Raw genomic sequence first — 12,275 nt, 5'->3', positions numbered from 1 at the left:
GCGAACAGCGGCGCAAGCGTGGACTCGATCTGCGCCCAGGGCATGCGGCGGGCCAGCACTGCCAGCGGGTGGCGTGGGTCCACCATGCCGTCCAGCCGCGCCCTGAAGAAGTCGTCCGTGGCCATCGACTCGCCTCCCCAAAACTCCCAGCAACTGCTATGGATTGAATATCTTCCTGGGAGTTCTGACCATCGGCACTCACCCCGAAAAGCTAGTGTTCATGCGGGTTGCAGGCGTTCTGCAGGGCCGACTACACAAGTCCTGATGCCTGGTCGTGCAGCGGCGACGAGCCCATGGACGACGCCAGTCCGCATTGACCCTAGGCAACTGCGATCCGGAGGCTGAATTGACAAAGCACGAAATTCTTCTGCGAAGCATGCGCAAGTTCCGGGATTTGCTTGTCGAGGAGGCTGCATGCGATGCCGATCTCCAGGTCTTGCTCCTTAGTACAACTCCACTCTTCGACGCGATTGAGGCCAGAGAGGTCACGCCGCCTCGGGAAGGCTTGTTCGTTGGACTCTTTCAAGGTGATGGCACGAAGTATGGTTACCCGCATCCGCTGTACAGCGCCGCGTCAGACTTCATCTGCGCACTGGAGGATTGGCCTTCCAAGCCTTGGTGGCCAGGGCCGAAAGACTATGGCGCCCAGCCTTGACGTTCGTGTTATCGGGATTCCCAAGTGCGTCGAGGGCTGCTGATGCGTAAGCGTGGCCTCACGGCCCTCTACCGTGGCGGTGGTGTCGTGAGCAAGATCGGCTGATCCTGCGCACCTGAGATGGTGTGCATCAGGCATCGCTAACGCACACCATGGCCGATCAAGACACTCCCTCCAAGCGCCGCCGGCGCGACCACAGCCCCGAGCTCAAGCGCGAGTTGGTCCGGCAATGCCTGCTGCCGGGTGCTTCGGTCTCCAGCATCGCGATGGCTCACGGCATCAACGCCAACCTGGTGTTCAAGTGGCGCCGTGAACATCGCGCTGTCGAGGCCTCTGGCTCAGGACCTGCGCAAGCGTCGGCGCCGCAGCTGCTGCCGATCACGCTCGCCTCGGCCACGCCGAGCGACCCGGTGTCGGCACCTCCCGTGCCCACATCGTGCGCGACCCGCACCACCGCCGGCAGCATAGAACTTGACTTCGCTGGTGCCCGGCTGCGACTGCGAGGCGCCGTCGACCAGGAGAGTCTTGTGGCGCTTCTCTCTGCGTTGCGCAGCCTCGCATGATCGGCCTGCCATCGGGCACGCGCGTGTGGCTCGTTGCCGGTCACACCGACATGAGGAAGGGCTTCGACGGCCTGGCCGCCGTGGTGCAGACGGCCCTGGCGTCGAATCCGTTCGATGGCCACGTGTTCGTCTTCCGTGGCCGGCGCGGCGACATCATCAAGGTGCTGTGGTTCGACGGCCAAGGACTGATGCTGCTGGCCAAGCGCCTTGAGCGAGGTCGCTTCGTCTGGCCCCAGGCCGTCGACGGGCGCGTTGCACTGTCCGCAGCCCAGCTGTCGATGCTCCTGGAAGGCATCGACTGGCGCATGCCGATGCGCACGAGCTCACCTCAATTGGCTGCATAGGGGGTGTGTCCTCGGGAGTGATCCCGATGCGCTCTCGCTGAGCTCGTCGCACACTGAGGTTCGTGCCGCAGGACATCGACCCGATCAGCCAACTGCCCGACGACGCGCAACTGCTCAAGCAGCAATTGCGCGTCAGCGCCAACGAAGTGCAGCGGCTCAAGCTGATGGTCGACAAGCTCAAGCTGCAACTGGCACGCCGCGTGCGCGCGCAGTTCGGCGTCTCCAGCGAGCGATTCGATCTGCAGGCCAGCCTCATCGAGCCGGTAGCGTTGGAGCAACTGCCCGTGCGCAAGCCGACCACGGCGGCCGCCAATGCCGGCAGCGTCGACCGCAGCCTGCCGGATCACCTGCCTCGCGAACAGCACGAGATTCGCCCGGCCACCACTGAAGCGCATCACGACGCCGCCGGCCAGTCCTGCGGCTGCACCGCCTGCGGTGGCCGGCTGCGCAGCATCGGCGCCGACGTCTCGGAGCACCTGGAGTACGTGCCGGCGCGCTTCAAGGTCATCCGCACCGTGCGGCCCAAGTTGGCGTGCACGAAGTGCGAAGCCATCTTCCAGGCCAGCGCGCCGAGCCGGCCGATTGCGCGAGGCCTCGCCGGCCCGGCGCTGCTTGCCCACGTGGCGGTGTCCAAGTATTGCGATCACTCACCCCTGCACCGCCAGAGCCGCATCTACGCTCGCGAGGGCGTCGACATCGACCCCAGCACGATGGCCGGCTGGGTAGAACAGGTCCACACCTTGTTCGATCCCCTGGTCGCGGCGCTGGGCCGGCACGTTCTTCACGCAGCCAAGGTCCACGCCGACGACACGCCGGTGAAGGTGCTGGCGCCAGGCGAAGGCAAGACCCGCACCGGCAGGCTGTGGGTTTACGTGCGCGACGACAGGCCCTCGGGCGACAGCGCGCCGCCGGCCGTCTGGTTCCGGTACTCGGCGGACCGCAAGGGCGAGCACCCGCAGCGCCATCTTCGCGACTTCCGTGGAATCCTGCAGGCCGACGCGTATGGCGGGTGGAACGCCCTCTACGACGGTGGCCAGGTCGTCGAAGCCGCGTGCTGGGCCCACGCGCGACGACCCTGGTGGGACCTGTACGAGCAGCACCGTGATGACACAGGGCTGGCGGCACAGGCGCTGCGCCACATCCAGGGGCTGTATGCCGTCGAAGCAGACATCCGGGGCCGTCCGCCTGCGGTGCGACGTCAGCAGCGCCAGGCGCGGGCCGGCCCCTTGCTGGAGAAGTTCCATCTCTGGCTGCAGGGCGTGCTGACCCAGGTGTCGACGAAGTCGGAGTTGGCCAAGGCCGCTCGCTACAGCCTGGCGCGCTGGAAGGCGTTGACGCGCTATGTGGACGACGGCCGCATCGAGATCGACAACTCGGCCGCCGAGCGCGCGCTGCGCGGTGTGGCGCTCGGGCGCGGCAACTACCTGTTCATGGGTTCGAACGCCGGTGGCGAGCGCGCGGCGTCGATGTACAGCTTGATCGAGACGGCCAAGCTCAACGGGCTCGACCCCGAGGCCTACCTGCGGGAGGTGCTGCAGCGCATCGCTGACCATCCGGTGAACCGGATCGACGAACTGCTGCCGTGGTCGATCGCGGCGCAGCAAGCGCTCCCACGCGCGGCCTGAAGTCCAGCGGGGCTGCGGCCCTGGCAACATTCATCCATGGCTGAAGACGACATCGCCTCGCGCATGGTCGAGGCACTGCAAGACGCGCCGAGCATGCAGCTTTACCAGATGCGCGCGCTCATCGATGTGCTGCTGGACGACCCCAAGCGCGAGATGGCGGCGCGCGTGAAGCTGCACCTGGGCCAGCCCGTGCAGTTCATCGACCATCGCACCGGGCAGGTCCGCCACGGCAAGCTCATCGCGCGGCACGACAAGCAGGCGACCGTGCTCGAAGAAGACGTGCGCCGGACCTGGAAGATTCCGTACGTTGCGATCGACAGCCTCACGACCGAACCAGGAGTGCAGGCCTACGAGCCGCCGCCGGAGCCCGCGGCGCAGACGGCCAACACCACCTTCAAGGTTGGCGACAAGGTCACCTTCGACGACGCCAAGGGGACGGCTCTGGTTGGCATCGTCACCCGCGTCAACCGTCGCACCGCGACCTTGCAAGCCATGGACGGCCGCAACTGGCGCGTCGGCTTCGAACTGCTGCGCCACGTCCTCGACGTCTAGGTCAAGAGGGTGGTGAGGCGACGCTTACGCTGATGCTGAACGAAATGCTAAACATTGCTGAAGTCTGGGACAGGGGGGGCATCCTGCCTTGGCATCCTCCTGGAGCGCCAGGCGGTCTGGAGCGGTCGATAGAGTTCACGGATCGCACTGGCGCCACCCGTGTCGTTGAGCTTCGCTGGACGTACCAGGGAAAGCCCGTGTCCTGCCCTTTCCCCGCCACAGTGCTTCCGGATCGCAGTGGCGTGGTGCTCATCGACGAATGGCACTTCCAAGGGCAGCCAATGGAAGGGCCGGAGCCCTACCCCCGGCACCTGCGCGTATTCAATCCCGATGGAAGCTTGCGCTTGCGCATCTATCCCCCTCGCATCGACGGGCACTCCAAGGCTGAAGATAGCTGGATCGAGTGCCCGCGCAACTTTGCTGAACGGGGCATTCCCTTCGGCTCGCCGGCCAGCGACGGCCACTACGACATGGTGGTGGAGTACGACTGGCAGACGGGCCAGATACTGCGTTGGATCAATGCCGCACCATGGCTTAGGTACTGATGCTCAGAGAGCGGGGCCAGGGCGACGGGCCAGACCGTGCTGGCGCGAGTGGGCACGTCGGGCAGCGGGAACCTCACACTGGCCAGCCCGCAGGACGAATCTTTCTACCAGGCCAAGGAGCAAAGCTACGGCATCAACGTCTCGGTCCCGTTCCCTGGCGGCAGCTTTGGCGCCCCAAGCCTGGGCCTGAGCGCGAGCCAGCTCAAGCTGCTTGCAGAGCACGAATCCATCAAACAGCAGAGCAGCATCGTGGCCGGCACCGGCGGCTTCGACGTGCGCGTGAATGGGCACACCCATCTCAAGGGCAGCGCGGTCGCCAGCAAGGCGGCCAGCAACTACTTCGAGACGCAGACATTCACGCACGAGGACGTGGTGAACCGCGACGTGGCCAGCGGCAGCAGCTGGAGCGTGAGCCTCAACGTCAGCGCGGGCTCGGTGGCCGGCTCCAGCGTAGGCCACGCCCGGCTCAACACCAATCAGCCCGAAGGGGAGGCGTTTTGGAGTGACCAACAGCATTACCGCTGGTCGGACTGGTGGCAGGCCGCCCGGACAAGGCCTTGAGGTCCATTGCGCCCTCAAAACCACCGGTGCCGGCGCTGCCGTGGTAAGCGCCGGTTTGCTCTGGGTGGTGTCCGCAGCGCTTTGGATTCAACAAGTCTGGCTGCTAATCGTTGAATGGAGTCGAATCAGCCGGCGCAAGAACAGAAAGAAGGAACTGAACATGACCCACCTAATTCCCCCTTGTTGCAGCGTTGGCATCCTGCTCGTAGCCGGCCTGTCACTGGCTGCGTGCACCGGCGCCTACCTTGCTCCCGGCAACGCCAAGCTGCCCCCCGAGCGGTTGTCAATCTCGAACGCGCCCGATGCCGCCACCTTGCAGTTAGCCGCGCCCCTGCCGCGTGCCGACATGCTCAACATCAACGACCCTGCCGCCGGTGAGCGCACATTGTTGGGCGAGGTAGTAGCGGACTACGCGCGTACGCCCCTGGATGCGGTCGCGCCCGCAGGCTTGAAAGTCAAGCCGGGCCGGCCGGTGCACTTGCATTGGGTCACGACGGTCAAGGGCACGGCTTGTGGTGTGGCGCGCAGTTTTGTCTTTCAGCCAAGTCAGAGCTATGTCATCTCCCCGTTCATCCGGCCGGAGCAGCCCGCCGCCCAGGCGTGCGAGTTGCGCGTGACGCTTGCGGGAACGACGACCGAATTACCCCCGAACGTTGACGCTTTTCCCAAGGACCCGACCTGTCGAATTTGACGGATGACGCGCAGGGTGCGATGCGCCGAATGACTGCGCAATTGCGCTAAGTTTGGTGGACTGCAGTAAGCAGGCGCCCACCGAAGCTGCACCGGCTTGCAAGGGCGCACCTCCGTGATGAGCCCGAGTCGGCGTGTTGCTGCGGGTCGACGCGACTGGCGCGGCGCGGGCACCTGACCTTTCTCGGCAGTCTTGGGGTTGCGCCCGCCGCAGGCTGGCACTCCACTGGCGGTCTCACCGGAGAACCGCCGCCATGTCGAATCCCGTCAAAGTCATCAGCCCCTACGACCTGAGCCATGGAGACTTCCCCATTGGCGACTACGGCCAGTGCTTCCTGGCGCAGGGCGACTCGTGGTTCTCGATAGGCGCCATCCCGCCCTACAAGACCACCAACGTGCTGGAAGAACTGCGCCTCGCGCGCTGGGCGGTGGCGGTGAACTGCGCGGCGCCCGGCGCGGTGCTGCGCCGCATGGTGGACAACGTGCGCGCGCCCAACTTCGTCAACCAGCTGCGCGGCAATGTCGCCACGCGCTGGAGCGCCGTGCTCGTGTCTGGCGGCGGCAACGACCTCATCGAGGCCATCGGCTCGCCGCCCAGCGCGCCGCGTGCCCAGCGCCTGCTGCTGACGCCGGCCGAGCGCGGCGTTGGCGCTGTGGGCGGCGCTGCGGCCAGCTACCTCAGCGACCAGGGCTGGCAGACCTTCAGCACCTACCTGGGCGCCGTCTTCAACGGGTTGGCGGACCTGCGCGACAGCGGCGTCAACAAGCCGACGCCGCTGCTGCTACACAACTACGCGCTGCTGCGCCCGCGCCCGGCGTCAGCCGGCGCCGGCTTCGGCCCCTGGCTGCAGCCGGCGCTGGTGCGCTTCCAGGTGCCGGAGAACGTCTGGCTGGCCATCGGCGAGCTGCTGATGACGCGGTTGGGCGACCTGCTGCGTGACCTGGCCGCCGCACGGGTGGCTGCTCAACCCGGTGCCGGCCCCATCCAGATCATCGACAGCCAGTCCGCCCACCTCGTGCTGGCCGACGCCGGCAGCACCGGCGCGTCGGGCGACTGGGCCAACGAGATCCACCCGACCCGCGACGGCTATGCCAAGGTGGCGGCGACCTGGGCCGAGGCGCTGGACGCGCTGCCCTGATGATCGAGGCCAGCTTTGCCGAGGACACGGTCGAGTAGCTCGTCCCCAACTGATCAAGCTAGCGTCTAGCCCGGGCGCGCGGCGCAATGCCCGGCGCCGCATCGGGCGTGCGCAGCAGCGCGCGGAAGGGCTCGAACAACCAGGAGCGCATGCCCAACACCAGCGTGTAGGCCGTCTTGTCGCCCGTCGGGCGGGCCTGGTCGGCCACGTGCTGGTGCACGAAGTCCTGTGCCAGGCGCTGCAGGCGGTCGTGAAAATCGGCAGCGCGGGCGTGGGCGATCTGGCCATGCACCAGGGCCAGCTGCTCACCGGGGCCGTCGAAGCCGCCCTCGAAGTAGTCGGGCACCGCGTGGCGGCGGAAGAAGGCCATCACCGGGCCGTCGGGTCGCCAGCGGAAGGTCTGGTCCACCTTCAGCCGGTAGCGGTTGTGGGCGCGAAGCTCGATGAAGCCCAGGCGGTCCAGCGCCGTCAGTGCCGCCACCAGTTGCGCGGTCGTGATGGCGTAGGTCTCCAGGATCTGTGCCGCCGTCCAGCGGGCCTGCACGCAGATGGCCACCAGCAGCAGGTGGGGGTCGGCCACCACGGCGGCTTCCTGCTCGGCGCTCAGCGCCTGGCGGGCCGGCGCCGCCTGGGCCACCTTGCGCGCAAGGTCGGCGAAGTCCAGCTGCAGCACGGCCAGCACCTGGTCGATGCGCGCCAGCGTCAGCTCGCCGCGCGAGAAGAGGCGCTTCACACTGCTCTCGGCCAGGTCCAGGTGGACGGCCAATTGCGCGTAGGTGATGCCGGCGCGGCGCAGTTCGGCCTTCAGCGCGGCGGTCAGGGCTTGCGTGGCTTTCATCGCGCTGAGTATCACTGGGTGATACCGACGGGCTTGCCGGTCGTCACCCGCCCGGCCGTGCTGGCGCTGCGACTGCCAAGTCGACAGCATCCGCCCCCGTTTGCCACTGCCCCATGCCACTGCCATGCGTCGTTTGATTCCCGCCCGCCGCCACGCCACTCTGCGCCAGCCGCTGCGCGCTGCGCTGCTGACCCTGTGCTTCGCCGGCTTTGCGGCAGCCGCCACCCTGCCGGCCCAGGCGCAGGCCGCCGGCGGCAGCCACGCGGCGCTGTTCGCCCGCGTCGAGGCGGCCGCCAGCCGCAGCGACAGCCCGGCGCTGAAGTACCACCTGGGCATGTTGTTGAACAACGGCATCGGCAGCGCGCGCGACCTGCCCCGCGCCTATGCCTTGTTCAGCGAGGCCGCAGCGGCCGGCGACGCGCTGGCGGCCTACAAGGTGGGCTGCTATCTCGCGGGCCAGTTCGCGGGTGTGGTGCCGCTGGACGAGGCCCAGGCCCTGGCCTACAAGCAGCGTGCCGCCGAGGCCGGCTATGACCTGGCGCAGCACGATGTAGGCCTGGTGCTGCTGAAACGCGGCGACCGCGCCGGGGCCGAGCGCTGGCTGGCGCTGGCCTCGCGCCAAGGCGACCTGGCATCCACCCGGGCACTGGCCGTGTTGGCCGAGAAGGACGGCAAGGACCCGGTCCAGGCCCTGGGCCTCCTCCTGGTGGCGCAGGCCGGCATGCGCCCGGCGCCCGCAGCCCTGGCTGACCGCATCGCCACGCTGAAGTCGGGGATGGACGACGCAGGCCGCCAACGCGCCGAGGCCTTGCAGGCTGGCTGGGTGACGGGCCCGACCGCGCTGACCCAGCAGGCCCGCGCCGGCATGCGTGACGTGGAGCCGCTGCTGACCGCTGCCAGGCCGACCGGGCAGCAGCCCTGAGACGCTCAGTCAGCCGTCAACACGGCCGCCCGCGCCGGCTCTGGCCCAATACGGGCATGGACCCCGACCTGCACACCCTGGAACAACGCCTCACCGACCTGGAGATCAAGGCCAGCTTTGCCGAGGACACCGTCGAGCAGCTCAACGCGGTGGTCGTGCGCCAGCAGGCCCAGATCGACCGGCTCGTCCGCGAGCTGGTGGAGCTGCGCAACCGCGCCACCGCCGAGCCGGGCGCGCAGGTCAACCTGCGCGATGAGCTGCCGCCGCACTACTGATGACCTTGCGGGACAGACCGCCCGAGTGAAGCGAGTAGCTCTGTCCCCAACTGATCAGGCCCTGCGGGACAGACCGCCCGAGCGAAGCGAGTAGCCCTGTGCCCAACTGATCACGCTGCTTTTTCCACCATGACACCAGAACAACGCCTCGCTGAACTTGGTATCGCGCTGCCGGCCAGCAGCGGCCCGGCCGGGAACTACGCCGCTGCCGCGCGCACGGGCAATTTGCTGTTCCTGTCCGGCAAGTCGCCCCTGGCGGTGCATGGCGTGAAGCCGCGCGGCCGCCTGGGTCAGGAGTTCTCTGCGGACGACGGCTACCAGCTCGCCCGCTCCGCCTGCCTGGACTTGCTGGCGACGGTACGGGCAACGCTCGGCAGCCTGGACAGCGTGGTGCGCATCGTCGAGCTGCATGGGTCGTTGAACACGACGCCGGACTTTGAAGACCATGCCCGGGTGCTGGATGGCGCGTCGGACCTGCTTGTCGAGGTGTTCGGCCCCGCCGGCCTGCACGCCAGGTCGGTCATCGGCGCAGTCTCCCTGCGCAGCGGCGTGCCGCTCACGGTCAAGGCCACTATCGAGTGCCGGCCTGAGCGAGGCGGTCAGGGCTCGCCGTCCCAGTAATCCAGCCCCGCCTCGCGCCGCTGCAGCAGCCGCAGGCCGGGCGCAAAGGCGCCGACCTTGCCGGAGTCCGGGTACTCGCAGATCTCGGGCGCGGCCTGCGTGCTGATCGACAGGTAGTGCAGCGGCGCGTCAGACGTGTTGATGATGTGGTGCGGGTACTCGGGCCCCGGCGGGATGGTGATGACGTCGCCGGCCTTGATGGGCACCAGCTCCCCGGCCACGCGCAAGGTGCCCTCGCCTTGCAGCACGATGAACATCTCTTCCTCCGCATGATGGAGGTGGTAGGGGCAGCTCATCATGCCTGGCGCGACGATGTCGAAGCCGGCGCCCAGCTTCTTCGCCGCCGTCCCCTTGGTCAGGCTGGCCGTCTCGCTGTCGTAGCGCGGCGCGCGCACGAAGCGCTCGCGTGGCGCGTCGTTGAAATTGCGGATCAGCTGCTCGCGCAGCTCGGCGGGTGTGGGCATGGAAACTCTCCTGGGACAATCGCGGCGTGAACCCGCCCGTGCATCTTCCCGAACCCTCCGCCGACCTGCAATCCGCAGCCCACCAGGTCCTGTCAGCAGTCTTCGGCTACACGGCCTTCCGCGGCCAGCAGGGCGAGATCGTCGAGCACGTGGCTTCGGGTGGCGACGCGCTGGTGCTGATGCCCACGGGCGGCGGCAAAAGCCTGTGCTACCAGGTGCCGGCCATCCTGCGCCAGACACGCGGCCAGGGCGTGGCCATCGTCGTCAGCCCGCTGATCGCGCTGATGCACGACCAGGTCGGCGCGCTGGAAGAAGCCGGCGTGCACGCCGCCTTCCTCAACAGCAGCCTGACCGGCGAGGAGGCCAGCCGCATCGAGCGCGAGATGATGAGCGGGCGCCTGACGCTGCTCTACGCCGCGCCCGAGCGGCTCACCACGCCACGCTTCCTGGCTCAGCTGGCCTCGCTGCAGGAGCGCGGCCTGCTGTCGATGTTCGCCATCGACGAGGCGCATTGCGTCAGCCAGTGGGGGCATGACTTCCGCTCCGAGTACCTGCAGCTCAGCCTGCTGCACGAGCGCTTCCCCGAGGTGCCGCGCGTCGCGCTGACCGCCACGGCCGACGAGCTGACGCGCCGCGACATCATCGAGCGCCTGCAGCTGCAGGACGCGCGCGTCTTCATCAGCAGCTTCGACCGGCCCAACATCCGCTACCTGATCGCCGAGAAGACCGCTTCGCCGCGCGACCAGCTGCTGCGCTTCGTCAACGACGAGCACGAGGGCGAGGCCGGCATCGTCTACTGCCAGAGCCGCAAGAAGGTGGACGAGACGGCGGTGTGGCTGGAGAGCGAGGGCATCAAGGCCCTGCCGTACCACGCCGGCCTGGACGCCGACGTGCGCCGCCGCCACCAGGACCGCTTCCTGCGCGAGGACGGCATCGTCATGGTGGCCACCATCGCCTTCGGCATGGGCATCGACAAGCCGGACGTGCGCTTCGTCGCCCACCTGGACCTGCCCAAGAACATCGAGGCCTACTACCAGGAGACCGGCCGCGCCGGCCGCGACGGCGCGCCGGCCGAGGCCTGGATGACCTACGGACTGGCCGACGTCGTCAACCAGCGCCGCATGATCGACGAAAGCCCGGCCGACGAGACCTTCAAGCAAGGCCAGCGCGGCAAGCTGGACGCGCTCTTGGCGCTGGCCGAGGCGACGGACTGCCGGCGCGTGCGTCTGCTGAACTACTTTGGCGAAGAGGCCGGGCCCTGCGGCAACTGCGACAACTGCCTGCACCCGCCGGTCACCTGGGATGCCACCGAGCCGGCGCGCAAGCTGCTGAGCTGCATCTACCGCTTCCACCAGCGCGGCGAGCGTTTCGGCGCCGGCCACCTGATCGATGTGCTGCGCGGCAAGACGACCGACAAGACGCGCCAGTACAGCCACGACAAACTCTCCACCTGGGGCTGCGGCGCCGACCTGTCCGAGCAGCAGTGGCGCGCGGTGCTGCGCCAGCTGGTGTCGTTAGGGCATGTGGCGGCCGAGGGCGAGTTCAACACGCTGGCGCTGCAGGACAGCGCGCGCGCGGTGCTCAAGGGCGAGGTGGAGTTGCGTCTGCGCGAGGCCGAGGAGAAGAGGCCGCGCGGCAAGGCCGGCAAGGCAGGCCGCACCGCCAAGCCCAAGGCCGACCCGACGCTGGGGCTGGACGACGAGGCGGCCGAGCGCTTCGAGGCGCTCAAGGCCTGGCGCTCCGAGGTGGCCAAGGAGCATGGCCTGCCGGCCTATGTGATCTTCCAGAACACGACGCTGGCCGAGATGGCGCGGCAGATGCCGGGCGACCTGGCCGAGCTGGGCGAGATCAGCGGCGTGGGCGCCAAGAAGCTGGAAGCCTACGGGCGGGAGATCCTGCGGGTGCTGGGGCGCTGATGGAGCAGCCGATCACCGGCTTCCATGTCGACGAAGAGGGCCACTGGGTGGCGGAGCTGGCCTGTGGTCACAACCAGCACACCCGCCACGACCCGCCTTGGCAGAACCGGCCCTGGACGCAGAGCGCGGAAGGCCGGGCCGGCGTGCTTGGGCAGTGCTTGAACTGCCTGAAGTGCGACCAAGCCGCACCGAAGGACCGGCCTTAGCGCACGCCGCCCGTGCCGGCCACCGCGACCTGGGCGCCGTCGGCTGCCGCATCCCGCTTGCCGACGATGACGACGCGGGGCAGTTGCTTGACCTCGGCCGTGGTGTCGACGGTGCGCCTGCCTTCGATGACCACGCGCTCCAGCACGACGGTGGGCTCGGTCGGTGCGGTGATGGTCATCCACGTCGCCCCGGTCAGTGCGACCAGCGCGATGAGCGCTGCCGCGCTGGCGGCCTGCAGGCGGAAGGTGCGTTGGCTGGTGGTGCTGATGCGGTTCATGTCGGTTCCCCTTTGGTGAGTTGGACTGTGCCGACTCGGGGTTAGCCCGTCCTCGGGTTTGCGATTAGTCGCCGTTTTCCG

The 12,275-nt window shown here is 68.2% G+C and carries 17 protein-coding genes; 13 read left to right on the top strand and 4 right to left on the bottom strand.

The features are described 5' to 3' along the window. Window positions 1-319: 319 nt before the first annotated feature. Window positions 320-526 (bottom strand): hypothetical protein, encoded by a 207-nt coding sequence (locus ACG00Y_RS10650; RefSeq protein WP_394478591.1) that lies wholly within the window; start codon window positions 524-526, stop codon window positions 320-322. Between the two features lie 281 nt (window positions 527-807). On the opposite strand from ACG00Y_RS10650, the gene tnpA reads away from it, so the two are divergent. The 8 genes from tnpA (at window position 808) to ACG00Y_RS10610 (ending at window position 6,674) form a co-directional block, all read left to right on the top strand. Further along, on the top strand, window positions 808-1,218 hold the full coding sequence (tnpA, locus tag ACG00Y_RS10645; protein WP_394478589.1) for an IS66-like element accessory protein TnpA: 411 nt from the start codon (window positions 808-810) through the stop codon (window positions 1,216-1,218). Continuing rightward, the gene (gene tnpB, locus ACG00Y_RS10640; protein ID WP_233375782.1) at window positions 1,215-1,562 is read left to right on the top strand and encodes an IS66 family insertion sequence element accessory protein TnpB; all 348 of its coding nucleotides are present in this window, start codon (window positions 1,215-1,217) and stop codon (window positions 1,560-1,562) included. Before tnpA ends, tnpB begins: the two co-directional genes overlap by 4 nt. Before the next feature lie 74 nt (window positions 1,563-1,636). Beyond that, window positions 1,637-3,187: an IS66 family transposase gene (tnpC, locus tag ACG00Y_RS10635; protein WP_394478605.1), complete on the top strand. Its 1,551-nt coding sequence runs from the start codon at window positions 1,637-1,639 to the stop codon at window positions 3,185-3,187. A 36-nt stretch (window positions 3,188-3,223) separates the two neighbouring features. After that, on the top strand, window positions 3,224-3,739 hold the full coding sequence (locus ACG00Y_RS10630; RefSeq protein ID WP_394478587.1) for a hypothetical protein: 516 nt from the start codon (window positions 3,224-3,226) through the stop codon (window positions 3,737-3,739). Between the two features lie 242 nt (window positions 3,740-3,981). Further along, a complete protein-coding gene (locus tag ACG00Y_RS10625; protein ID WP_394478585.1) occupies window positions 3,982-4,284 on the top strand; it encodes a hypothetical protein in 303 nt (100 codons plus the stop codon). 36 nt (window positions 4,285-4,320) lie between these two features. Continuing rightward, entirely contained in the window at window positions 4,321-4,845 is a 525-nt protein-coding gene (locus ACG00Y_RS10620; protein WP_394478583.1) for a hypothetical protein, read from the top strand. Between the two features lie 40 nt (window positions 4,846-4,885). Continuing rightward, complete coding sequence (locus ACG00Y_RS10615) at window positions 4,886-5,536, top strand: hypothetical protein (RefSeq protein WP_394478581.1); 651 nt, start codon at window positions 4,886-4,888, stop codon at window positions 5,534-5,536. Window positions 5,537-5,789: 253 nt separating this feature from the next. Further along, window positions 5,790-6,674, top strand: coding sequence for a hypothetical protein (locus ACG00Y_RS10610; RefSeq protein WP_394478579.1), 885 nt, complete (start codon window positions 5,790-5,792; stop codon window positions 6,672-6,674). A gap of 58 nt (window positions 6,675-6,732) precedes the next feature. Here ACG00Y_RS10610 and ACG00Y_RS10605 read toward each other — a convergent pair whose 3' ends face one another. Beyond that, window positions 6,733-7,512, bottom strand: coding sequence for an XRE family transcriptional regulator (locus tag ACG00Y_RS10605; protein ID WP_394478577.1), 780 nt, complete (start codon window positions 7,510-7,512; stop codon window positions 6,733-6,735). Between the two features lie 124 nt (window positions 7,513-7,636). On the opposite strand from ACG00Y_RS10605, the gene ACG00Y_RS10600 reads away from it, so the two are divergent. The 3 genes from ACG00Y_RS10600 to ACG00Y_RS10590 all read left to right on the top strand — a co-directional run bounded on the left by ACG00Y_RS10600 (window position 7,637) and on the right by ACG00Y_RS10590 (window position 9,330). Then, window positions 7,637-8,434, top strand: a complete 798-nt coding sequence (locus ACG00Y_RS10600; protein WP_394478575.1) for an SEL1-like repeat protein — start codon at window positions 7,637-7,639, stop codon at window positions 8,432-8,434. A gap of 56 nt (window positions 8,435-8,490) precedes the next feature. After that, window positions 8,491-8,709, top strand: a complete 219-nt coding sequence (locus tag ACG00Y_RS10595; protein ID WP_394478573.1) for a SlyX family protein — start codon at window positions 8,491-8,493, stop codon at window positions 8,707-8,709. 129 nt (window positions 8,710-8,838) lie between these two features. Then, entirely contained in the window at window positions 8,839-9,330 is a 492-nt protein-coding gene (locus tag ACG00Y_RS10590) for a RidA family protein (protein WP_394478571.1), read from the top strand. Here ACG00Y_RS10590 and ACG00Y_RS10585 read toward each other — a convergent pair. Then, complete coding sequence (locus ACG00Y_RS10585; protein ID WP_394478569.1) at window positions 9,309-9,794, bottom strand: cupin domain-containing protein; 486 nt, start codon at window positions 9,792-9,794, stop codon at window positions 9,309-9,311. The genes ACG00Y_RS10590 and ACG00Y_RS10585 overlap by 22 nt on opposite strands. 38 nt (window positions 9,795-9,832) lie before the next feature. Here ACG00Y_RS10585 and recQ point away from each other — a divergent pair, with 38 nt between their 5' ends. After that, window positions 9,833-11,710, top strand: coding sequence for a DNA helicase RecQ (gene recQ, locus ACG00Y_RS10580; protein WP_394478567.1), 1,878 nt, complete (start codon window positions 9,833-9,835; stop codon window positions 11,708-11,710). Next, window positions 11,710-11,916, top strand: coding sequence for a DUF3565 domain-containing protein (locus ACG00Y_RS10575; protein ID WP_394478565.1), 207 nt, complete (start codon window positions 11,710-11,712; stop codon window positions 11,914-11,916). Before recQ ends, ACG00Y_RS10575 begins: the two co-directional genes overlap by 1 nt. Here ACG00Y_RS10575 and ACG00Y_RS10570 read toward each other — a convergent pair. Then, window positions 11,913-12,194, bottom strand: a complete 282-nt coding sequence (locus tag ACG00Y_RS10570; protein WP_394478563.1) for a hypothetical protein — start codon at window positions 12,192-12,194, stop codon at window positions 11,913-11,915. The two genes, ACG00Y_RS10575 and ACG00Y_RS10570, sit on opposite strands and share 4 nt — an antisense overlap. Window positions 12,195-12,275: the final 81 nt, after the last annotated feature.

It is taken from the genome of Pelomonas parva, from assembly GCF_043555835.1.
In the GTDB taxonomy this organism is placed as follows: Bacteria; Pseudomonadota; Gammaproteobacteria; order Burkholderiales; family Burkholderiaceae_C; genus Pelomonas; species Pelomonas parva.
The sequence above is the reverse complement of the archived record's forward strand: the minus strand, read 5'-3'. Positions and strand labels throughout refer to the sequence as shown.

Coding starts and splice junctions, on each gene's coding strand:
- tnpA (WP_394478589.1), top strand. CDS start 808: ATGGCCGATCAAGACACTCCCTCCAAGCGCCGCCGGCGCGACCACAGC.
- tnpB (WP_233375782.1), top strand. CDS start 1,215: ATGATCGGCCTGCCATCGGGCACGCGCGTGTGGCTCGTTGCCGGTCAC.
- ACG00Y_RS10630 (WP_394478587.1), top strand. CDS start 3,224: ATGGCTGAAGACGACATCGCCTCGCGCATGGTCGAGGCACTGCAAGAC.
- ACG00Y_RS10610 (WP_394478579.1), top strand. CDS start 5,790: ATGTCGAATCCCGTCAAAGTCATCAGCCCCTACGACCTGAGCCATGGA.
- ACG00Y_RS10605 (WP_394478577.1), bottom strand. CDS start 7,512: ATGAAAGCCACGCAAGCCCTGACCGCCGCGCTGAAGGCCGAACTGCGC.
- ACG00Y_RS10600 (WP_394478575.1), top strand. CDS start 7,637: ATGCGTCGTTTGATTCCCGCCCGCCGCCACGCCACTCTGCGCCAGCCG.
- ACG00Y_RS10595 (WP_394478573.1), top strand. CDS start 8,491: ATGGACCCCGACCTGCACACCCTGGAACAACGCCTCACCGACCTGGAG.
- ACG00Y_RS10590 (WP_394478571.1), top strand. CDS start 8,839: ATGACACCAGAACAACGCCTCGCTGAACTTGGTATCGCGCTGCCGGCC.
- ACG00Y_RS10585 (WP_394478569.1), bottom strand. CDS start 9,794: ATGCCCACACCCGCCGAGCTGCGCGAGCAGCTGATCCGCAATTTCAAC.
- ACG00Y_RS10575 (WP_394478565.1), top strand. CDS start 11,710: ATGGAGCAGCCGATCACCGGCTTCCATGTCGACGAAGAGGGCCACTGG.
- ACG00Y_RS10570 (WP_394478563.1), bottom strand. CDS start 12,194: ATGAACCGCATCAGCACCACCAGCCAACGCACCTTCCGCCTGCAGGCC.